24 protein-coding genes are annotated in these 20,819 nt (G+C 71.1%); 8 read left to right on the top strand and 16 right to left on the bottom strand.

Annotated features, from left to right (window positions below):
• Position 1: 1 nt before the first annotated feature.
• Entirely contained in the window at positions 2-1,006 is a 1,005-nt protein-coding gene (gene hlyD / locus GXW71_RS12325) for a secretion protein HlyD (RefSeq protein ID WP_246526515.1), read from the bottom strand.
• Positions 1,003-1,656: a CerR family C-terminal domain-containing protein gene (locus GXW71_RS12320; RefSeq protein WP_211852813.1), complete on the bottom strand. Its 654-nt coding sequence runs from the start codon at positions 1,654-1,656 to the stop codon at positions 1,003-1,005. The genes hlyD and GXW71_RS12320 overlap by 4 nt, the downstream gene beginning before the upstream one ends.
• 61 nt (positions 1,657-1,717) lie before the next feature.
• On the opposite strand from GXW71_RS12320, the gene GXW71_RS12315 reads away from it, so the two are divergent.
• From GXW71_RS12315 to GXW71_RS12300, 4 genes are read left to right on the top strand one after another with little or no spacing between them, the layout of a single operon-like run.
• Complete coding sequence (locus GXW71_RS12315) at positions 1,718-2,947, top strand: glycosyltransferase (RefSeq protein WP_211852812.1); 1,230 nt, start codon at positions 1,718-1,720, stop codon at positions 2,945-2,947.
• A gap of 57 nt (positions 2,948-3,004) precedes the next feature.
• A complete protein-coding gene (locus tag GXW71_RS12310; RefSeq protein ID WP_211852811.1) occupies positions 3,005-3,382 on the top strand; it encodes a RidA family protein in 378 nt (125 codons plus the stop codon).
• The gene (locus tag GXW71_RS12305; RefSeq protein ID WP_211852810.1) at positions 3,379-3,786 is read left to right on the top strand and encodes a (Fe-S)-binding protein; all 408 of its coding nucleotides are present in this window, start codon (positions 3,379-3,381) and stop codon (positions 3,784-3,786) included. Before GXW71_RS12310 ends, GXW71_RS12305 begins: the two co-directional genes overlap by 4 nt.
• Complete coding sequence (locus GXW71_RS12300) at positions 3,777-4,616, top strand: (Fe-S)-binding protein (protein ID WP_211852809.1); 840 nt, start codon at positions 3,777-3,779, stop codon at positions 4,614-4,616. The genes GXW71_RS12305 and GXW71_RS12300 overlap by 10 nt, the downstream gene beginning before the upstream one ends.
• A gap of 59 nt (positions 4,617-4,675) precedes the next feature.
• On the opposite strand, the gene GXW71_RS12295 is transcribed toward GXW71_RS12300, so the two are convergent.
• From GXW71_RS12295 to GXW71_RS12275, 5 genes are all read right to left on the bottom strand, one after another.
• Positions 4,676-5,641: a tripartite tricarboxylate transporter substrate-binding protein gene (locus tag GXW71_RS12295; RefSeq protein WP_211852808.1), complete on the bottom strand. Its 966-nt coding sequence runs from the start codon at positions 5,639-5,641 to the stop codon at positions 4,676-4,678.
• Complete coding sequence (locus tag GXW71_RS12290) at positions 5,628-6,509, bottom strand: metallophosphoesterase family protein (RefSeq protein ID WP_211852807.1); 882 nt, start codon at positions 6,507-6,509, stop codon at positions 5,628-5,630. The genes GXW71_RS12295 and GXW71_RS12290 overlap by 14 nt, the downstream gene beginning before the upstream one ends.
• Positions 6,506-8,044: an ABC transporter substrate-binding protein gene (locus GXW71_RS12285; protein ID WP_211852806.1), complete on the bottom strand. Its 1,539-nt coding sequence runs from the start codon at positions 8,042-8,044 to the stop codon at positions 6,506-6,508. The genes GXW71_RS12290 and GXW71_RS12285 overlap by 4 nt, the downstream gene beginning before the upstream one ends.
• On the bottom strand, positions 8,041-8,796 hold the full coding sequence (gene phnF, locus GXW71_RS12280; protein WP_211852805.1) for a phosphonate metabolism transcriptional regulator PhnF: 756 nt from the start codon (positions 8,794-8,796) through the stop codon (positions 8,041-8,043). Before phnF ends, GXW71_RS12285 begins: the two co-directional genes overlap by 4 nt.
• A gap of 207 nt (positions 8,797-9,003) precedes the next feature.
• Complete coding sequence (locus GXW71_RS12275) at positions 9,004-10,167, bottom strand: M20 aminoacylase family protein (protein WP_211852804.1); 1,164 nt, start codon at positions 10,165-10,167, stop codon at positions 9,004-9,006.
• A 155-nt stretch (positions 10,168-10,322) separates the two neighbouring features.
• Between GXW71_RS12275 and GXW71_RS12270 the strand changes: the two genes are divergently transcribed.
• The 3 genes from GXW71_RS12270 (at position 10,323) to GXW71_RS12260 (ending at position 11,324) form a co-directional block, all read left to right on the top strand.
• The gene (locus tag GXW71_RS12270; protein ID WP_211852803.1) at positions 10,323-10,469 is read left to right on the top strand and encodes a hypothetical protein; all 147 of its coding nucleotides are present in this window, start codon (positions 10,323-10,325) and stop codon (positions 10,467-10,469) included.
• A gap of 24 nt (positions 10,470-10,493) precedes the next feature.
• Positions 10,494-10,760 (top strand): hypothetical protein, encoded by a 267-nt coding sequence (locus GXW71_RS12265; protein ID WP_211852802.1) that lies wholly within the window; start codon positions 10,494-10,496, stop codon positions 10,758-10,760.
• Positions 10,761-10,871: 111 nt separating this feature from the next.
• Positions 10,872-11,324, top strand: a complete 453-nt coding sequence (locus GXW71_RS12260; protein WP_211852801.1) for an ester cyclase — start codon at positions 10,872-10,874, stop codon at positions 11,322-11,324.
• A 30-nt stretch (positions 11,325-11,354) separates the two neighbouring features.
• Here the strand turns inward: GXW71_RS12260 and GXW71_RS12255 are convergent, their stop codons facing one another.
• From GXW71_RS12255 to GXW71_RS12220, 8 genes are all read right to left on the bottom strand, one after another.
• The gene (locus GXW71_RS12255; RefSeq protein WP_211852800.1) at positions 11,355-11,915 is read right to left on the bottom strand and encodes a carboxymuconolactone decarboxylase family protein; all 561 of its coding nucleotides are present in this window, start codon (positions 11,913-11,915) and stop codon (positions 11,355-11,357) included.
• A gap of 63 nt (positions 11,916-11,978) precedes the next feature.
• Positions 11,979-12,962, bottom strand: coding sequence for a Bug family tripartite tricarboxylate transporter substrate binding protein (locus GXW71_RS12250; protein ID WP_211852799.1), 984 nt, complete (start codon positions 12,960-12,962; stop codon positions 11,979-11,981).
• A gap of 83 nt (positions 12,963-13,045) precedes the next feature.
• Positions 13,046-13,477, bottom strand: coding sequence for a hypothetical protein (locus GXW71_RS12245; RefSeq protein WP_211852798.1), 432 nt, complete (start codon positions 13,475-13,477; stop codon positions 13,046-13,048).
• A 123-nt stretch (positions 13,478-13,600) separates the two neighbouring features.
• Complete coding sequence (locus GXW71_RS12240) at positions 13,601-15,838, bottom strand: xanthine dehydrogenase family protein molybdopterin-binding subunit (RefSeq protein WP_211852797.1); 2,238 nt, start codon at positions 15,836-15,838, stop codon at positions 13,601-13,603.
• The gene (locus GXW71_RS12235) at positions 15,835-16,317 is read right to left on the bottom strand and encodes a (2Fe-2S)-binding protein (RefSeq protein WP_211852796.1); all 483 of its coding nucleotides are present in this window, start codon (positions 16,315-16,317) and stop codon (positions 15,835-15,837) included. Before GXW71_RS12235 ends, GXW71_RS12240 begins: the two co-directional genes overlap by 4 nt.
• Positions 16,318-16,321: 4 nt before the next feature.
• Complete coding sequence (locus GXW71_RS12230) at positions 16,322-17,191, bottom strand: FAD binding domain-containing protein (RefSeq protein WP_211852795.1); 870 nt, start codon at positions 17,189-17,191, stop codon at positions 16,322-16,324.
• A gap of 375 nt (positions 17,192-17,566) precedes the next feature.
• Entirely contained in the window at positions 17,567-17,791 is a 225-nt protein-coding gene (locus tag GXW71_RS12225; RefSeq protein WP_211852794.1) for a DUF1127 domain-containing protein, read from the bottom strand.
• Positions 17,792-17,868: 77 nt separating this feature from the next.
• Positions 17,869-18,858, bottom strand: a complete 990-nt coding sequence (locus tag GXW71_RS12220) for a LysR family transcriptional regulator (RefSeq protein WP_211852793.1) — start codon at positions 18,856-18,858, stop codon at positions 17,869-17,871.
• A gap of 75 nt (positions 18,859-18,933) precedes the next feature.
• Here GXW71_RS12220 and GXW71_RS12215 point away from each other — a divergent pair, with 75 nt between their 5' ends.
• Entirely contained in the window at positions 18,934-19,506 is a 573-nt protein-coding gene (locus tag GXW71_RS12215; RefSeq protein ID WP_246526514.1) for a DUF924 family protein, read from the top strand.
• An 18-nt stretch (positions 19,507-19,524) separates the two neighbouring features.
• On the opposite strand, the gene GXW71_RS12210 is transcribed toward GXW71_RS12215, so the two are convergent.
• Positions 19,525-20,819 (bottom strand): amidohydrolase (locus tag GXW71_RS12210; RefSeq protein ID WP_211852792.1); only part of this gene is annotated, 1,295 nt, incomplete at its 5' end.

The raw sequence follows: 20,819 nt of genomic DNA, 5'->3' as shown, positions 1-20,819 counted from the left end.
CTCAGCGGCTTGCGGCCGGCCGCGCATCTGGCACGCTGATCGTCACCGGCTGGCCCTGGCGCAGCGCGTCATCGGCGTCGGGGATGATGATGCGCAGCCGGTAGACGAGGTCGGCGCGCAGGCTTTCGGTCTGCACGGTCTTCGGCGTGAACTCGGCGGTCGGCGCGATGAAGCCGATGGTGCCGGCATAGCGCCGCGGATTGCCGTCGCTCTGCACCAGCACAGGCATGCCGGGCGCGATGCGGCCGAGATCGGGTTCCGCGACATAGGCGCGCACCCGGAGCGGGCGTTCGATGGTCAGGGTGAAGACCGTCTCGCCCGCCTGCACCACCGCCCCGGGCTCCCGCGCGCGGGTCAGGATGGTGCCGGCCTCCGGTGCCAGGATGGTCGCGTCCGCGAGGTCGGTCCGTGCGCGGTCGCGCTGCGCGATGGCGACGGCGTGCTGCGCCGCCGCGGCTTCGATATCCTCCGGCCTTGTGCCCTCCCGCTGCAGGGAGAGCGCCTGTTCGGCGGCTTCGAGCTGGGCCTGGGCGGCATCATGGGTCGCCTGCGCGGCGTCGAAGGCAGCGCGGCTGACGGCGCCGGTCTGCACCAGCCGGGCACGGCGCTCGTAATCCTCCCGCGCCTGAGCGAGGGCCGCGCGGCGCTCCGCCACCACCGCCACGGCCTGTGCGATGTCCTGCGGCCGGTTGCCGTTGCGGCGCTTCTCGAGCTCCGCCGTCGCCGACCGGACCTGCGCTTCGGCGAGGTTGAGGCTGTCGGTGAGCGGCCGCGTGTCGAGCCGGGCGAGCACGGTCCCCGCCGCGACTCGCGCCCCTTCCTCGACCGGCATTGCCGCGATCCGGCCGGCGACGCGGAAGCCGAGATCGACGGCGCGGATATCGACATTCCCGTAGAGCGTCAGCGCGCGCCGGTCCTCACCCTCCAGCAGGCCGAAGCCCCTGGTCAGGAAGGCGGCGGCCGCGACGATGGCGAGGCCGGCAAGGATGATCATCCGCCGCTTCATGATCCGTCCTCCCCGACCAGCAGGATGGCGCGGCAATGCGCGCGCACGCTGCGCGCGATCGCCGCCGCACGGCCGGCGTCGATCTCCTCCCATCCGGTGAGGCGTTGCACGGTCGCGCGCGCGACGCGGAAGACCAGCACCTGGCCGATGATCGCGAGTGTCTTGAGCCGCACCTCCTCCGCGTCCCAGCGGCCGCCGCCGATATGCGCGATCAGCCGGATGAGGCAACCCGAGGCCCTGCTCATGATGTCGCGGTAGAGGATCTCGAAGGCCTCGGTCGGCTCCATCTGCTCGCGCACGATGAAGCGCGCCCAGGCCGCGCTCTCCGGGCTCAGCATCAGGCGCAGGAAGGCGTCGGTCATGGCGTGGACCGCATCCAGCGCCTGCGCCGCACTCATGCCTTCGATATCGGCGGCATCGGTGAGGGATGCGGCCATCGCCGTCCCGATCCGGTCCGCGATATGGCGCGCGGCCGCGAGGTAGAGCCCGTCCTTGCCGCCATAGTGATAAGTGATCGAGGACATGGCGGTGCCGGCCGCGGCAGCAATGGCGCGCGTGCTGACGCCTTCAAGGCCCTTGCGACCGAAGAGGTCGATCGCGGTGACGAGCAGGCGGTCGTCAATGGGGGCGGTTGACCGGGCGTCGCTCATGAGCGATATTTAGTTCGTTCGAACGAACAAAGCAACGTCGCAATCGAGGTGGAACGCAACCGTGAAGTTCCTCGTCGTGACCTATGGGACGGAAGGCGATGCGCGCCCGCTGGCGGCGCTCTGCCGCGCCCTGATGGATGCCGGCCATGAGGCGTTGCTGCTCGCGGATGGCGCGACGCTGGGTACCGCCCACGCCCTCGGCGTGCCCGCCGCGGCGCTCGCCGGCGACATCAGGGGCGCGCTGCGGCCGGATGCGGCGATCTCCGGCGTCGTCGCAGGCGGCAGCGGTGCCGCCGGCACTGCCAAGACCCTGGCCCGGATCGCCGATGCGCATGCCGAGGCCTGGCTGCGCGCGGCGGTCGAGGCGGGGCGCGGCTCGGACGCCATCATCCTCTCGGGCCTGGCAGCCTTCATCGGCCTCTCCGCCGCCGAGCATCTCGGTATCCCCGCGATCGGCGCCGGCCTGATCCCGATCACGCCGACCGCGGCATTCCCTTCGCCCTTCCTGCCACCGGCGCTGGTGCCGCGCATCCTCAACCGGGCGAGCCACCATCTCGTCAACGTGATGCTGTGGCGCGCCTTCCGCAGCGCGACCAATGCCGCGCGCCGCAGCGTCTGCGGGCTGCCGCCGCGGCGGCGCGGCTGGACCAGCCATCCCATGCTCTATGGCCTGTCGCCGAGCCTGGTGCCGGTGCCGAGGGACTGGCCGGAGAATGCCCGCCTCTGCGGGCAATGGGTGCTGCCGGCGCCGGCATGGTCGCCGCCGCTGGCGCTCGCGGATGTCCTGGCGGGCGAGCCACCGCTCTATGTCGGCTTCGGGAGCATGACCGGCTTCGATCGCGCGGCCCTGCTGTCGGCGGTGATCGCCGCGGTCGCCGGCCGCCGCGCGCTGTTCCATCCGGGATGGAGCGGCATCGATGCCGCGGCGCTGCCGGCGAATATCCTGCCGATCGGGGACGTGCCGCATGGCTGGCTGTTCCCGCGCGTGTCGCTCGCGATCCACCATGGCGGCTCCGGCACCACCCATTCCGCGGCGCGGGCCGGCATCCCTTCGGTCGTCGTGCCCTTCGCGGGCGACCAGCCCTTCTGGGCCGACCGCCTCATGCGGCTTGGCGTCGCCGGACGTCCCGTACCGGCAAAGCGCCTGACGGCAGCGGCGCTCGCGCAAGGCATCGCCTTCGCTGAACGGCCGGAGACGCGGGCCCGCGCACGCGCGCTCGGCGCCAGGATGCAGGCCGAGGACGGGCTGGCGACGGCGGTTGCCGCCACCGAGGCCTTGATGCGGCGCTGACTGCCCCGCTTGCCCTGGATGCGGTAGCGCGCGAGGCTCCCGACAGGAGGGCTGGCGATGTCGCAGCGACCCCTGTTTCCGCCGTCACGCACCGTCCCGCTCGGTGGCGGCGCCAAGCTGATCTTCTGCTCGGGCGTCACCGCCCGCGGCAGCGAGGCCGCGGGACGGCCGGTGCTGGAGCAGGCGCGGGAATGCTTCGCCCGGCTGGAGCGCGCCCTGGCGCAGGAAGGCGCCGATCTCTCGCACCTCCTCAAGATCACCACCTGGCTCAGTGACATGCGCGACTATGACGGCTTCAACCAGGCGCGGCAGGCCGCCTTCGCCGCGCTGGAGGCGCCGCCCGCCAGCACCTGCCTCGGTGGCGCGCAATTCACGACCCCCGATTGCCGCGTCGAGATCGAGGGCATCGCGGTGCTGCCGGGCGCCACGTCATGACTCTGGTCGAGCATATCCGCGGCGAGTCCGCACGGCTCGCTTCGCTCTGCACCGCCTGCGGCGCCTGCGTGAGCGCCTGCCCGATGACGCCCTATGCCGCCGGCGTCGCCGAAGCCGGGCCGGGCGCGGTCGCCACCGGCATGCGCGACGTGCTGCGCGACGGGCCGGGCACGCCGGCGGCGCTGGCCTGGATCGCCGCCTGCACCCGCAGCGGCGTCTGCAGCGCCGCCTGCCCCGAGCAGCTCGACGCCGCCTTCATGATGCGGCTGGCGACCTGGCGGGCCAAGGGCGCGCTCGGCGAGGCGCCGAAGATCCCGGTGAAGGAGGACACGCAGTATTCGCCGAAGGTGAAGGCCTTCGCGCGGCTGACCCTGACCGAGGAGGAGCAGGCGCAATGGCTGTGACGCCCGACAGCGCGGTCTTCTGGTATGGCTGCAACATGACCCGCCATGGCGAGGTCATCCGCACCACCACGCGCCTGCTGGAGGCGGTGGGCATGGATGCGGCGCCCTCCGGCGGCCCCGCGCATTGCTGCGGCAGCCCGAAGGATGCCAGCGCCCGCATCAACGAAGGCATGGCGAAACGTACCATCGAGGGCTTCAACGCGACGGGTCGCGAGACGCTCGTCACCTGGTGCCCGTCCTGCCACATGAATATGCAGGACAGCATGGCGCCGGTGACGCCAACCAATTTCGAGACCGTGCATGTCAGCGAAGTGCTGCATGCCAGGCGGGACAAGCTGCGGCCGCTGCTGAAAGGCCGCGTCGAGCGGCGGGTGCTGCTGCACGCGCATCTCGGCTTCAACGGGCGCGTGCCGGTCAACGCCATGATCCCGGAGATCCTGCTGATGATCCCGGGCCTCGAGGTCGTCGAGCATCCCTATCGCGCGCCCGGGCACATGTGCTCCGCGATATCAGCGGTGCCCGGCGCGCTGGCCGATGCGCAGCGCGCGACGCTTGCGGCGATGGCGGAGACCGGCGCCGACACGCTCTGCACCATCTTCCATTCCTGCCACCGGGAGAGCGTGAGTCTGGAACGGCAGGGCGTCGGCGTCGCCAACTGGATCCATCTGCTGGCCGAGAGCCTCGGCTGGCCGGCCGAGGATGGCTACAAGGCCTGGCGCAACGCCGCGGATCCGCGCGCCGCGATCGGCGAGGCCGGGATCGCGGCGGTTGGCGAGCTCGCCTATGAGCGCTTCCTGGATGCGGAGCTGCGCAAGAAGCCGACCATCTAGAGCAGATCGTCGGAGGGCGGCATCGGCCGGAGACGTGGATCTGCTCGTCGGAACAAACTCTAATCTGCCGTCGCGCCAGAGATCTCGACGGCGCGGCGCCAGCGGATGCGCTCCGCCCGCAGGAAGGCTTCGGCCTGCTGCGGCGTCCCGCCGCCCGCCAGCGTGCCGCCCTGCGCAAGCTGTGCGCGCAGCCCCGGCGCCGCGATCACGGCATTCACCGCCTGGTTCATGCGCGCCACGATCGCGGGCGGCGTCGCGGCGGGGAAAGCGAGTACGGTCCAGGCGGCCATAGCGAAGCCCGGCGCGCCGCTTTCGTCGACCGTCGGGACCTCCGGCAGCGGCGGCCAGCGCGACGGGCCGGTGACCGCGACCGGCCATACCAGGCCGGAGGAGATCTGCGGCCAGGCGGCCGAGATCGCGTCGATCGCGAATTCGATTTGCCCGGCGGCCAGCGCCAGCAGCGCCTGTGCTCCGCCACGGAACGGCACGTGTTCCAGCACCAGCCCTTGCTGCGCGCAGAGCAGCGCCATGGTCAGGTGGCCGCCACCGCCGGCACCGGCGGTGCCGTAGCGCAACGGCGCAGCGGCGACCCGGGCGGCGGCGGCAAGATCCGCGAAGCTGCGCTCCGGCCGCTCCCGCGCGGTCAGGATGACCATCGGATTGTGCGCCAGCAGGATGATCGGCGCGAAAGCCGTGTCGGTCTCGTAGGGCATCTGCCGGTAGACGAATTGGTTGACCGCGAGCGGCCCCGGCGAGGAGATCAGCAGGGTATGGCCGTCCGGCGCCGCTGCGGCCACCGCCGCGCCGCCGATATTGCCCCCGGCACCGCTGCGGTTCTCGACCAGCACCGGCTGGCCGAGCAGGGCGCGCAGCGGCTCCGCGATCAACCGCGCGGTGGCGTCGACGCCGCTCGCTGGCGGGAAGGGTACGATGATGCGGATCGGGCGGCCGGGCCAGGGCTCCGCCGCGGCACGCGCCGCCGGAATGGCGGCGAGCGGCGCCGCCAGCAGGCTACGCCGCCGCATGCTGCGCCCCGGCGCGCTGCGCTTCCAGCATGCGGTGCAGGAAGCTGGAATCGAAGCGCGACAGCCCGGGCGGGCTCAGCACCTGCGACAGGATGCGGTCCCCGAGCAGCGTGTGCAGGACGCAGCCGGGATGGCCGCCGACATCCGGCACCGGCGCCGAATACTGGCCGACGAAGGAGACCGGCGGTGCCCAGAGCACCGCGGGTTCCTCCGCACTGCCGAGATAGACGCGATGCTCGTGCCGATGGCCGCAGGCGATCAGCCGCAGCGTGCTGCCGGTGGCGAGGTGCCGCAGCCGGGCGCGCGCCACGGCCGGGATGGTCATCGGGTCCTGGTCGCGCTCTTCCCCGAACTGCACCAGATAGGGCGGCTTATGCATGAACAGCGCGACCGGCCGCGGCGCGACTTCCGCGAGCAGCCGCGCCAGCCAGTCCCACTGCGCTTCCTCCTCCACCCAACCGGTGCCGAAGAGCTGCGCATTGAGGCCGGCGAGCGTCCACACGCCGAGCTCCAGCGCCCAGCGATCCGATCCGAAGGTTCCAGACCAGGCGGCAATCCAGTCGTGGTTCACCACCTGGCCGAAGATGGCGTTGGGGGAAGGCGTGTCGCCGACGTCGTGATTGCCGGGTGTCACGCGGAAGGGCAGGCCGAGTGCCGCCAGCGCCGCATGGCCGGTGGCGCGGTCGCTGACAGAGCCTGGATCGCTCAGCATCAGATCGCCGGTATGCACGACAAGGTCGGGGCTCAGCCTGCGGATCAGCGCAGCCATGATCGCCCAGTTCGCGGCGCCCTGGGTATCGCCCTGCCCCAAATGCGTGTCGGTGATCTGCAGGATGCGCGGATACGCGCGGGCAATGGGGATGCTCATGCGGCTGGTCTCCGGAAATCGAGGGCGACGCTACTGCCCGGACGCCAGGAGATGTCGCGCCGAAAGCCGTAGAGCACCGCGTTGTTGTGCAGGATCACACAGGGCGGATCATCGTGATCGAGGATTTCCAGCGCGCGCCGGTGCAGGCGGCGGCGCGGCGCCAGGTCGCCTTCCGTCTCCAGCGCGGCGGCGATCCCGTTGAACTCGGGATTGGCCCAGCGGGTCAGCGCGCGCTGGAACACCCCGCCCGGCCCGTGGCTGCGCGACGCCATGCTGAGCGGGTCCGGGTAGAACATCAGGGTGCTCTCGTTCCACATGGCGTGGATCGGCAGGCGCCGCGCCTGGCTCAGCCCTTCGACTGCCTCGATGCGCACCGCGATGCCGACGGCGCGCCACATCTCGACCAGCACCTGCGCCGTCTGCACCTCGAGCGGGTAGTAGTTCGGCATCACCCGGTAGGGGATCGGCGCGCCACCATAGCCGGCCTCGCGCAGCAGCCGCCGCGCCGCCTCCGGATCATGGCGCGGGTAAGGGAAATCCTCGATGTACATGGCGCCGAAGGCCGGGCTCTGGAAGCCACGCGGGATGTCGGTGCGCCCGACCCAGAGGCCGGCGACGATCGCCTCCCGGTCCACCGCGAAGGATAGGGCGCGGCGGATCCGGGCGTCGGCGAGCAGCGGATGGCCGATGTCGCAGTTGACGAAGCGCACATTGGGAATCGAGCCGCCGGCGACCAGGAAGCGGCGGTCGCGCTCGACCTCCGGGATCAGGTCGGGGGAGACGTCGACGATGATGTCGAAATCGCCGGTGCGTAGCCCGGCGACGCGCGCCGCGAGCTCAGGCACGATGCGGAAATCGAGGCTCTCATAGGGCGCCGGCCCGGCCCAATGTCGGTCATGGCGGCGCAGAAGCAGCCGGACATCGGTGCGGCTCTCCGCCATGCGATAGGGCCCAGTGCCGACCGGCGCCGCGGCCCAGCGATCCCAGTCGCTCGCCGCGCGGAAGGCGCGCTGGCTGACGATTTCCGCGCTCCAGCCCGCCAGACGCTGCTCGATCAGCGGGTCGGGCGCGCGGGTCGTCACCCGCACCGCATGCGGGCCGGTCGTCTCCACGCGCTCGATGGTCGAGAGGTACTGCGGCGTCACGGTGCGGCCGGCGCCACCCGGGCCGCGCCCGCGCTCCGGCCCCAGGCTGAAGACGACATCCTCCGCCGTCATCGGGCTGCCGTCATGGAAGACGACGTCGCGGCGCAGATCGAATTCCAGCACCCGCGCATCCACGCGGCGCCAGCGCTCGGCGAGCGCGGGGCGGATGCGCACGCCATCCCGCGCATCGATCGCGAGCAGCCCATCGAAGAGGTTGGGCAGGCTGCGCAGTTTCGGCAGGTTGTTGCCGAGCACCGGCTCCAGCACTTCGGGATGCGTCGGCATGGCGATGATGAGACCCGATGGCGCGGATGGCTGGGCGCGCGCAGAGCCGGACAGCGGCGTAAGTGCGGCCGCCGCCAGCGCGGTGCGGCGCGTGATCCCGGTCATCGGCGATCCTCCCCCATCATGGTCCCACCCGGCCCCGGCACCACGAGCTGGACGCGGTCCGCCGCCCAGACGCCGCTGCCATAGGCGAGCGGCGTGCCATCCGGCGCGGCATCAAGCTTGTGGATCTCAAGCACCGGGGAAGCGGCGGGCTGGCGCAGCGCGCGCGCCTCCGCCTCCGTCGCACGGCGGGCGAAGAGGCGCGTCCAGGCGCGCACATAGTCGGGGATGCCGTAGCTCCGGAAGAGCCTGGTCACGCTCTCCTCCTGCTGCCGGCGCTGGTCGAAATCGGGGAAGCGGCGCGCGGAATACCAGGAGGTGGCGATGTTGATCTCGGCGCCGTCGACACATTGCAGCGAGACGACGCGCCAGGCCGGATCGCCGAGGGGAATGCCGAGCGCCTCCGCCGCTTCGGGTGACGCCGGCACCTGCCACATCTCGCGCAGCCGTCGCTTCGCGGTGAGGCCCGTGCCGAGCAGGTTATCCGTCAGGCGGGTCCGCGCGCCCAGCGCATAGTCGAGCCGTTCCTGCACGAAGGATCCCCGCCCCTGCTCGGTACGCAGCAACCCGCGCAGCTCCAGCTCCGCCACCGCGCGGCGGAGCGTGTTCCGGCTGACGCGGTAGAGCTGCATGAGCCCCTGCTCATTCGGGAGCTGGGACCCGGGAGGATAGGTGCCGCCCAGGATGGCGCGGCGGAGGTCGTCGGCGACGCGCGCCCAGAGGGGCGATCGGCCGGATCCAAGGATGGCGTCCATGAGAACGACAGAAACATACCAACCATTTCTGTCGGGCGTCGGTTGCTTGATGTCTCCGTGACAGCTTACCAACCGTCCATACCTGTCAGCTCAGCGCCCTGGGCCCGGCGATCAGGTTGGTATGTTTTACGAGCCCATGCACGCGCAACCGGGCATCGCGCCCGGTTGGCCTTCAGGATCCAGGGGAAGGCGGCGGACGGCGCGCTGTCAGCCCTCCTGCTTCAGCCCGCGCTCGACGATGCGGGCATAGAGCGCGGCGCCGAAGGGGATCGCCTCGTCGTTGAACATGTAGCGGGGGTTGTGCGGCATCGCGCCCTCGCCATTGCCGACCAGGATATAGGCGCCCGGCACCTTCTCCATCATGAAGGAGAAATCCTCCGACCCCATCGAGGGCGGCTTGCCGCGCGTCACCTTCGCCTCCCCCACCAGCTCCGTCGCCGCGGCCACATAGGCGTCGGTCGGGTCCGCGGCGTTGAGCGTCGGCGCGAAGATCAGCCGGTAGTCGAGGCTTGCCTCGCAGCCGAGGCCGGCGGCGACGCCTTCGACCACGCGCTTCAGCCCTTCCTCGATCTGCGCGCCGACCTTGCGGCTGAAGAAGCGCGCAGTGCCGGCGAGCGTCGCGGTCTCCGGGATGACGTTGTAGGCATCACCACCGGCGATCTTGGTGATGCTGATCACCGCGGGGTCGGCCGGGTTCACGACGCGGGAGACGATGGTCTGCGCCGCGGTCGCGATGTGGCAGGCGGCGATGACGGGATCGATGCCCGCTTCCGGATGCGCGCCATGCGCGCCCTTGCCGCGCACGGTTACGTCGAAGAAGGCGCCGCCCGCCATGGCCGGGCCTTCGCTGATCGCGTATTCGCCGACCGGCATGCCCGGGCGGTTGTGCATGCCGAACACCACGTCGCAGGGGAAGCGGTCGAACAGCCCGTCTTCCAGCATCGCGAGCGCGCCGCCGCAGCCTTCCTCCCCGGGCTGGAAGATCAGGTGCACGGTGCCGTCGAAGTTCCGCGTCTCCGCCAGGTACTTCGCCGCCCCCAGCAGCATCGTCGTGTGCCCGTCATGGCCGCAGGCATGCATCACGCCCTTGGTGCCGCTGCGATACGGCACGTCGTTCTGTTCCTCAATCGGCAGCGCATCCATGTCGGCGCGGAGCCCGATGGCGCGGTTGCCCGGGCGTCCCCGCAGCACGCCGACCACGCCGGTGCCGCCGACGCCGCGATGCACCTCGACGCCCATGGCTTCGAGCTGCCGGGCCACGATCTCCGCCGTGCGATGCTCGCCCATGCCGAGCTCGGGATGGGCATGCAGGTCGCGGCGCAGCGCGGTCAGCTCGGGGTGGTACTGGCGGATCTTGTCGAGGGCGGACATGCGGGCGGCGGCTCCTTGCCGGGGAAAGGCTCATCCTGCCCCTCACGGCCAAGCTGCGAAAGCCGGGATCGCCCGAGGACGGATGCGCATCCGCGGCGTGATGCAACGCCGGCCCGGCGCCATGCATTGCCTTCCGGTGACGCGGAGGGTCCGGAATGGGATGGCTGGCGGCCGTGGTCGCGCTGGTGCTGATCCTGGCGCTGCTGCACTGGCTGGAATTCGTGAGCGTGGTGCCGCGTCGGTGGCGCCGCGCGGCGGATCCGAAGGCGCCCCGGCCCCCGGATGACCCGCCGCGTTCCTGACGACCAGGGACGAAGGAGGACGCCATGACCAGCAAGCCATCAAGCACCGACCCGAGGCAACCGGGCGCCCAGCCCGCCCCCATCCGGCAGAACCCCGCGACCCGGCGCCAGGCCGAAGGCCGCAAGGGCACGGAGCGCGGCGAGGATCCCGCGGCCGGTATGCCCGAGCATCCCGTGGCGCCGGGCGAGGCCCAGGCCGGCAGCCTGGCCGAACAGGGGCAGACGCGCGGCGGCCCCGCCGATGTCGCGCCGCTCCGCGACCGCAAGACGCGGGAGGGCGGCAATCCCTGAACCATCCCGGAGGTGAAGACCGGCGCCCGATGCGAGGGCAAGAAGCGGAAGGCGCCCATGCGGACCAGAGCCCATCCTCGGCACACCAATGCCAGAGGAAAGGGCTTTCGCATGAGCAGACTGGACGACAACAAGGCCGTGGTCGGCCGCTGGTTCACCGAATTCTGGGGCGAGACCTGCAATCTCTCGGTCATCGACGATATCGCCGCACCGGACATGCTGCTGAAATACTCGCTGCACGCGCCGCGCCGGGGCCATGCCGACATCAAGGCCTTCATGACCGGCTTCCGGAGCGCCTTCCCCGACCTGAAATTCTGGGGCACGGCGGAGCTGATCGCGGAGGGCGATTACGTCGTCGGCCAATGGGAAGGCGGCGGCACCCATACCGGCCCCGCCTTCGATGACTTCCTGGCAGGCCGGCTGCCGGCCGCGACCGGGCGGAAGATGCACTTCACCGGCACCACGGTGCTGCGCGTGAAGGACGGCCGCATCGCCGAGGAGATCGGCCTCGATGATGGCGTCACCGCGCTCACCCAGCTCGGCTTCATCAGGCCCGCTGCCTGAGCAGGAGCTGCGCCTCGTCGTCGCACCGCGTCAGCCGCCGGCGGCGGCGAGGCGCGCCTGCGCTTCCTGCTCCTCCTCGATCTGCAGCGCGTCGTTGAAGCGGTTGAAGAAGCCGCAGAGCGTCGTCCGCAGGGCCAGCTCGACCACCTGCGCCTCGGAGAAATGCGCGCGCAGGCGCTGGTAGAGCGCATCGCGGATGCGGTTCGGCGTCTCCCAGGCGGCGATCGCCCATTCGACGACGACGCGGTCGACCTCGTCGAGCTCCGGATGGTCCCGGTAGTCGAGGATGCGGTCGATGCCGGCGGGCGAGATGCCCTCGACCGTCAGGAAGGGCGTGTGGTGCGCGACGCAGTAGTGGCATTCGTTCAGCTTGGAGACCACGATGATCGCAATCTCCAGATAGCGCTTGGGCAGCGTCTTCGCCTCGCGCAGCTCCATCAGCATCGCCATCAGATGGCGCAGCGCCGCCGGCACATGCGCGAAGACCGCGACCTGGTTGCGGAAGGGGCCGTAATCGGCGGCGAAACGCTCATAGATCGCGGCGAGGTCGGGCGGCAGCTCGCTCGAGGGAATGTCGCGGACGCGGGCCATGCGGATCTCCGGAGCCGTGAACCGAAGAGCTTAGTCGCGCCCCGATGCCGGTCAAATCCAGCGTCAGTTCCGCGGCACGTTCAGCCGACTGAGGATCGGCCGCCACTGCGCATCCGACCGGCGCAGGAACTCCGAAAAATCCTGCGGCGTGCCGCCGGCGAGGAACTGGCCTTCGGTCACCAGCCGCTCGCGCAGGCGGGGATCCTGCAGCGCCTGGTTCGCCGCCGCGTTCAGCCGCTGCACCAGCTCCGCCGGCGTGCGCGCCGGCGCCAGCAGGCCGAACCAGCTCAGCACCTCCAGCCCCGGCGCGAATTCGGCGATCGAGGGCACCTCCGGCGTCGATTCCACGCGACGCCCGCTGGTCCAGGCGATCATGCGGCCCTGGCGGTTGCGGTGCACCGGCTGCGCGGTGCCGCCGGCCACGATCAGCATGTCGATATCGCCGGCGAGGAAGGCCGAGAGCTGCACGGAATCACCGCGATAGGTCACGTCCTGCATGGTGATGCCGAGCCGCTCCAGCACCATCAGCATGGCGACATTGGTGAGCGTCGTCGGCCCGTTGGTGCCGTAGGTCATCTGCCCCGGCCGCGCGCGTGCCGCCGCGACCCAGGCCGGCACATCCACAGGCCCGCCCTCCAGCCGCGTGATGATGCCGAAGGGGAAGGTCGTCGCCAGCATCACCGGCGCGAAATCCTCCACCGCATAGGGCAGGTTCGGCTGGATCACCGGATTGATGGTCAGCGTGGTGCCGGCCGCCATCAGCAGCGTCTGGCCATCGGGCCGGGCGCGCGCGACATATTCGGCGCCGACGATGGTGTTGCCGCCGGGCCGGTTCTCGACCTGCACCGGCTGGCCGAGGCTGGCGGTCATCCGCTCGGCCATCAGCCGGCTGACGACATCGGTGCTGCCGCCGGGCGCGAAGGGGACGATGATGGTGACGGGGCGCGCCGCAGCGCTGCCCTGGGCGAGCGCCGGCCGCGCGAGGCCGGGTGACGCGAGCAGGCCGGCCAGGCCGCCGAGCAGCGGCCGCCGCGAAGTTTTCGCCATACTGATCCTCCCCTGTGGCGCTGGCGATTATCCAGTCGCCGGAGCGATCCTATGGCGGGCCACTGACGGAAAGGAAACCCGATCTAACGCCGGCGCGGCGCGACCGGCGGGATCGCGGTTGCGGCGGAGATCCGGGGCAGGCCCCGCATGTTGATCCAGTCGCCGCAGCCGCAGGCCACGATGTCCGGTGCCGCGATATCGATGCCACCAGCGCCGCGGGTCACGCGGATCTCGCAGCGCGGGCCGGACCCGCCATCCGGATCCTCCCGCGCGATGAGCGCGGCGCCCTGCCATTCGCCGTCGCCGTCGAACTGGCAGCCGCGATCGGCGCCCCAGATCTGCACGCGGACCCGCGCCCGGTGGCCGGGACGCGGCGCGATCACTGCGCCCAGCAATGCCTGCGGCGGGCCGCAGCGCCATTCGTCATGGTCTTCATCCGGCCGCTGACAATGCGCGTCCCGCCAGGACCCGTAGGTGCCGGGCGCCGGCCCCGCATCCTGTGCAAGCGACGGCAAGGCGGCTGCAAGCGGCAGAAGCGTGAGGATCAGGTGCCACGGACGGAGCATGCCCCTGGATAGCGAAAGGGGCCGCACCTGGCGATGGCGCAGCCCCTCGCGGGTCACATCATGACGCCGAAGTCACGCGCCCTCCAGCACCTCCAGCACGCGGGGCGGGGACATCGGCAGGCTGTAGAAGCGGCGGCCGAGTGCGTTGTAAACGGCGTTGGAGACCGCCGCGAGCGGCGGTACCAGCGGCACCTCGCCGACACCGCGCACCCCTTGCGGATGCTTCGGGTTCGGCACCTCGATGATCACGGTGTCGAGCATCGGCAGGTCGGAGCAGACCGGCATCCGGTAGTCGAGGAAGCTGGCGTTATCGACGCGCCCCTTCTTGTCGTAGATATACTCCTCGCTCAGCGCCCAACCGATGCCCTGCGCGGCGCCGCCCTGCATCTGGCCTTCCACATAGCTCGGGTGGATGGCACGCCCGACATCCTGGAAGGAGGTGTAGCGCAGCACGCGCACGATCCCGAGGTCGAGGTCGACCTCGACATCGCAGACATGGGTCGCGAAGCCGCCTTCCGCCCCGGCGGTGTTGAGCTGCACGCCGGCGCCGATCGGCCCGCCCGTCTCGCTCGCCTTCGCCGCGATCTCGGCCAAGGTCAGCGCCGGGAACTTGCCGGCATTGTCGCCGGCGGGCCGCGCCTCCCCATCATCCCAGGTGACCGCCTCCGGGTCGATCTTCCAGATCTTGGCCGCGCGCTCCCGCAAGGTGGTGATCACCTTCTCGGTCGACTGCGTGACCACCATGGCGGACGCGAAGGTGACGCGGCTGCCGCCGGTGAGGTTGCTGTAGCCGATCGTCGCGGTGTCACCGATCAGCACCGAGACGCGCTTGTAGTCGATGCCGAGTAGCTCCGCCGTGATGTTGGCGGTCGATGCGCGGGACCCGCCGATATCCGGATGGCCGGTGGTGACAACCACATTGCCGTCCTCGGTGACGTTGACCTGGGCGCTCGATTCCCCGCCGGCGTTGAACCAGAAGCCGCTGGCGACGCCGCGGCCCTGATGCTTGCCGAGCGGCGCCTTGTAGTGCGGATGCGCGAGCGCCGCCTCGATCGTCTCCACGAAGCCGATGCGCGGATAGACCGGGCCATGCGCCGCCTTGGTCCCCTGCTTCGCCGCGTTCTTCAGGCGGAGCTCCAGGGGATCCATCTTCAGCGCTTCGGCGATCTCATCCACCACGCATTCGACCGCATAGGCGCCGATCGGCGCGCCCGGCGCGCGATAGGCCGCGACCTTGGAGCGGTTGGAGACCACGTCGAACCCGAGCGAATGCACGTTCGGGATGTCGTAGGGCGCGAAGGCGCAGCCGGCGGCGCCCCGGATCGGCGACCCCGGCAGCGCGCCCGCCTGCAGGTAGAAGGTGCCCTGCGCCGCGACGATCTTGCCATCCTTGGTGGCGCCGATCTTCACCTTGCTCATGGAGCCCGAGGTCGGGCCGGAGGCGCGGAACACCTCCTCCCGCGACATGATCATCTTCACGGGGCGGCCGGATTTCCGCGCCAGGATCAGCGCCAGCGGCTCCAGGTAGATGATGGTCTTGCCGCCGAAGCCGCCGCCGATCTCGGCCGGGATGGCGCGGATGTCGCTCTGCGGGATGCCCGTCAGGTAGGCGCTCATCGCGCGCACCATGAACTGGCCCTGGCTCGAGCTCCAGATCGTCGCCTTGCCATCGGGCGAGACGCTGACCAGGCAGGCGTGCGATTCGATATAGCCCTGGTGGACAGGGCGCGTCTTGAACTCGCGCTCGATCACCACATCGGCCTGGGCGAAGCCGGCATCGACATCGCCGAGCTTGTGCTCGAGCTTGCCCGCGATATTGGAGGGCTTGCCGTCCAGCTTGATGAAGTCGTGCAGGATCGGCGCGTCGGGCTTGATCGCGTCCTCGATCTCGATGACCCAGGGCAGCACCTCGTACTCGACCTCGATCAGGGCGCAGGCCTCGGCGGCGATCGCCTCGGTCGTCGCGGCGACGGCAGCGACGGGATGGCCGTGGAACAGCGCCTTCTCCCGCGCCATCACGTTGCGGCACATCCAGCGCATGTCCTGGATGCCGAGCATGACGGATTTGTCGAGCGGGAACTCGACGACGTCCTTGGCCGTCATGACAGCCTTCACGCCCGGCAGTGCCTCGGCCTTGCTGGTGTCGATCCGGAGGATGCGCGCATGCGCGTGCGGGCTGCGCAGGACGCGGGCCCAGATCATCCCGGGCATGACAGTATCGGCGCCATAGGCGGCGCGGCCCGTCACCTTGTCCGCGCCATCCGGGCGGATGGTGCGCTGGCCGATCCACTTGTTGCTGATGACGTTCATCGCGCGGCCCCCCTCATCTCCTCGGCGGTTTCCATCACCGCGCGGACGATCTTGTCATAGCCGGTGCAGCGGCAGAGATTGCCCGCCAGCCAGAAGCGCACCTCGGTCTCGGTCGGATCGGGGTTGCGCTCCAGCAGGTTCCTGGCGGCGATCAGCATGCCGGGCGTACAGATCCCGCATTGCAGCGCCGCCATCTCCAGGAACTTCTGCTGCAGCGGGTGCAGATCCTCGCCCGCCGCCATGCCTTCGATGGTCGCGATCTCGCGGCCCTCGGCCTCGGCGGCCAGCATCAGGCAGGAGCAGACGAGCCGGCCGTCCAGCGTGATGGAGCAGGCGCCGCAATCGCCGGTGCCGCAGCCTTCCTTGGTGCCGGTCAGGCCGAGCGTCCCGCGCAGCGCGTCGAGCAGGCTCTGCCCGGGATCGCAGAGGAACTCCATCGGCTCGCCGTTGATGGTGGTCGCGACATGCAGTTTCGCCATGGTCTCAGGCCCTCCCGGCGCGTTCGGCGGCGATCGCGACGGTGCGCTTCAGCAGCACGCCGGCGACCTTGGTGCGGTAGACGATGGTGCCGCGCTTGTCGTCGATCGGGCGGCAGGCGGCGCGGCAGGCGGCGGCCGCCGCCTCCAGCGCCGCGTCGTCGAGCTTCGATCCGATCAGCGCATCGGCGGCATCCGCGACCAGCAGCACGGTCGGCGCCACGGCGCCGAGGCCGACACGCGCCGCGGTGACGGTGCCGCCCTGGATCGTCAGGCTGACGCCGACCCCGACCACCGCGATGTCCATCTCCGTACGCGGGATCATGCGCAGATAGGCATCGCCCGAGCCCTTCGGCCGGGCCGGCAGCGCGAAGCTGACCAGGATCTCGCCCGGCGTGAGGTTGGTGCGGCCGGGGCCGGCCGGTACAGCCTCCACCGGCATCTGCCGGCGCCCGTTCGGGCCCTGCACGGTGACCACCGCACCGGCCGCGATCATCGCCGGCACGCTGTCGCCGGCGGGCGAGGCGTTGCAGAGATTGCCGCCCGGGGAGGCGCGGCCCTGCACCTGGGTGGAGCCGATCAGGTTCACCGCCTCCAGCACGCCCGGCCAGACCTGGCCGAAGCGCGGATGCTCGGCGAGTGCCGCGCCGGAGACGGCGGCGCCGACGCGGAAGCCGCCATCGGGCTCCTCCACGATCGCCGTCATCTCCTCGATCTTCTTGATATCGATGATCAGGCCTGGCCGCAGCAGGCCGGCGCGCATCTGCACCAGCAGGTCGGTGCCGCCCGCCAGGATGCGGGCCGCGCCCGCGGCCGCCGCGAAGGCGCCGACCGCCTCATCCAGCGTCTGCGGCGCGAGGTATCGGGTATCCGTCATTGTCGATCTTCCACTCCCTTCGCGGCCCGCCGGTCTTGGACGTCATCTTGTTGCTGGGCGGACGCACTGGATGCATCGGGAGTGGGAAGGTTAGGCCGGCAATCCGGATCGGCATAGCCCATGCCGGAAGTTATACCAGCGCCCTCAAAGGCGTCGTGCCGAAGGCACGCCTTCGGCGTGACGCGCCGCACATCCGTGCGGCTTGGCTTTCGCCGCACTTGCGGCGGGCCGCATTCGCGGCCTCGGACCGGCCAAGCGACCGGTCCGTTGGTATGAGGCGCGGTGTGTGGATGCGGGTGTGGGCTTCGCCGCGTGAAGCTCACGCTCCGGTGCGCGGCGACCGGCGCCGAGGGTGCGGTCGCCGCGGCCAGCGCGTCAGCGCGGCCAGTCCGGCATCGTCGTGTAGGCGTTGCGCGGCGGCAGGCCGATATCCTTCCGCGTCTCGTTGCTCAGGGCATCGAGTTGCTGCGCGTCGCGCCGGGCGCGCCACCAGCGCGAGATCGCGCCGAAGGGGCTGCGCGATGCCGGCTGCGGCACGGCTTCAGCGGCCCGCGCATGCAGGTGGATCATGGTCTCGGTGTCGAACATCTGAGAGGTCATGTGTCTTTTCCCGTGTGACGGCTTGATTGCCTTTTGCAGGCGGACACATGCCGCAGCGCCGCCGTAACGGCTGTTCCTCAGGGAACAGGACGCGCATCGCACGATGACGGCGATACCGCGTCAGCCGGCGTACCGGCAGCCAGCAGCGCATCGCCGAGCCAGGCGATGCCGGCATCCTGCAGCGCGGCCTTCGACGCGACCGCCTGGATCCGGAAGCGGGGCAGCGGCAGCGGCGCCTCGCTGGAGGTGACGCCGGACCGCGGCGCATAGGCGGCGGCGAAGCCGCGCGGAACCGCCGCGATCAGGTCGGTCTCCGCCACCACCGCGAGCGCCATGAAGAAGCTCGGCACCGTCAGCGCGACCCGGCGCGAGAGGCCGCGCTCGGCCAGTGCATCATCGACGAAGCCATTGGCATCGCCGGTCATCGACACGACCAGGTGGCTGGCGGCGCAATAATGCGGCAGCGTGGGCGCCGCGGCGAAGGGATGGCCGGCCCGCGCCAGGATGACGAAATCCTCCTCCCGCAGCACCTGCGCGGCGAACCGTGCCGGCACGCCCTCGAAGGGGGCGACCGCGATGTCGAGGGTACGGGCTTCGAGCTCGGCCAGCGCCGGCTCCCAGGCGGTGGCGCCCACCCGCGCGGCGGCCGGCGGCAGCAATTGGCGGAGGCGGATGTCGACGCCGGGCGCATCGCGCCGCAGCACCGCGAGCAGCGGCTGCAGGAACAGTGCCGAGACCCCGTCCGGCGCGCCGATCACGAATTGCCGCGCCGAGCGCGCGGGGTCGAAAGGCCGGGCGGTGGCGATGACGCCGCGGGCACCGGCCAGCACCAGGCCGATCGGCCCCGCGAGGTCGAGGGCGCGGGCCGTCGGCACCACGCCCTTCGGCGTGCGCAGGAAGACCGGGTCGTTCAGCAGCCGCCGGAGCCGCCCGAGCCCGTGGCTGACCGCTGACGCAGAGAGGTTCAGCCGCGCCGCGGCGCGCCCGACATGGCCCTCCCGCAGCACGGCCTCGAACAGGACCAGCAGGTTGAGGTCGGCACGGGAAAGGTCGATTTCGTGCAGCATATCGTTGAAATCGTATCATTGGATTCAGTATCGCCCCAGCGCCAGTTTCGCCCCGCAAGCAGAATGGAGACAGCGATGCGCGCGATGGAGAGCCTGGTAGAGGCCGGCGGCCTGGATTCCGCCCGGGCGGTGGTCGATTTCTGGCGGGCGGCGGGGCCGGGCCTCTGGTTCGCCAAGGACCCGGGTTTCGACGATCGTTTCCGCCGCGGCTTCCTGGCCGCGCACGAGGCGGCGGCACGCAGCGACGGCGCCGGTTGGCTGGCGACGCCCGAGGGCGCGCTCGGCCTGGTGCTGCTGCTGGACCAGTTCCCGCGCAACGCCTTCCGCGGCACGCGGCGCATGTATGCGACCGATGCGACGGCGCGGGCGGCGGCGGCGGCGGCCATCGCCGCCGGGCACGACCAGGGCGTCGAGACGGCGCTCCGGCTCTTCCTCTACCTGCCCTTCGCGCATTCGGAGGACCTGGCCGACCAGGACCGGTCGGTCGCGCTGGTGGCGCATCTGGGCGAGCCGAACCTCACGCGCGCGCGGCGCCACCGCGACATCATCCGCCGCTTCGCCCGCTTCCCGCACCGCAACCCCATCCTCGGCCGCGCCATGCGCGCGGAGGAGCAGCGCTATCTGGACGCGGGCGGCTACGCCGGCTGAGGACTGGCGGGCGCCAGGTCAGACGCTCCCGCTGCCGGTGTAGTCCGCGACCAGATGCAGCATGGCGCGGAGGCCGGGCAGCAGCCCGGCCTCGTCCACCCGGAAGCGTGGGGAATGATTGGGCGCCGCCGTGGCAAGATCCTCGCCGGGCGCGGTGATGCCGATGGTGAAGAAGAAGCCGGGTACCCGCTGGGCGAAGAAGGAGAAATCCTCGGAGGCGGTGGCGCGCGGATTGATGCCGAGCTTTCCGGGGCCCGCGACCCGCGCCAAGGTCGGCGCCATGCGATCGGCGAGCGTGGGGTCGTTGACCACGGTGGCATAGCCGTTCGCTTCCCACCGCACGACGGCGTTGCCGTCCATGCCGCGCGCGATCCCCTCCGCGATCTCAGTGACGCGCCGCTGCATATAGCTGCGCCGCCCCTCGTCGAAGGTGCGGAGCGTGCCGACCATGACGGCGCGGTCGGGGATGATGTTGCCGCGGTTGCCCGCCTGGAAGCTGCCGATGGTCAGCACCGAGGGGTCGTTGGCGTCGACCTGGCGGCTCTGGATGGTCTGCAGCGCGGTGACGATCTGCGCGCCGATGACGATCGGGTCGACCCCGCTCCAGGGCCGCGCGCCATGGGTCTGCCGCCCCTCGACGGTGATGCGGAAGCCGTCCGAGCTCGCCATCGCCGGGCCCGGGCGATAGCCGAGGGTGCCGACCGCGCGGGCGCTGCCGACATGCAGGCCGAAGACGGCCTCCGGCTTCGGATCATCGAAGGCGCCTTCGTCCAGCATCCGCCGGGCGCCGCCGATCTCACCATTCGGCAGGCCCTCCTCGGCCGGCTGGAACAGCAGCTTCACGGTGCCGCGGAGCTCAGCGCGCTGCGCGGCCAGCACTTCGGCGGCCGCCATCAGGATCGCGACATGGCAGTCATGGCCGCAGGCATGCATCACGCCCACCTCCTGCCCGCCCCAGCGCGTCCGCACGCGAGAGGCGAAGGGCAGATCGACCTCCTCGGTCACCGGCAGCGCGTCCATGTCGGCGCGGAGCGCCAGCACCGGTCCAGGCCCGGCGCCACCGCGCAGCACGCCGATGACGCCGGTGACGGCGACACCCTCCCGCACCTCGTAGCCGAGGCGCTTCAGATGCGCCGCCGCCAGCCCGGCAGTGCGCCGTTCCTGGTTGCCGAGCTCCGGGTTCTGGTGGATGTCGCGGCGCCAGCCGATCATCCGGGCTTCCACGGCGCGGGCGGCCTCGTCGAGCTTGGCGTGGATCGGCCGCGCCGGCGCGGCGGGCGCGGGCGCCGGCGCCTGGGCCGCGGCATCGCGCG

The sequence above is a fragment of the Plastoroseomonas hellenica genome, assembly GCF_018129085.1.
In the GTDB taxonomy this organism is placed as follows: Bacteria; Pseudomonadota; Alphaproteobacteria; order Acetobacterales; family Acetobacteraceae; genus Plastoroseomonas; species Plastoroseomonas hellenica.
Note: the sequence above shows the minus strand (reverse complement) of the source record. Positions and strands in the feature narration are given on the sequence as shown.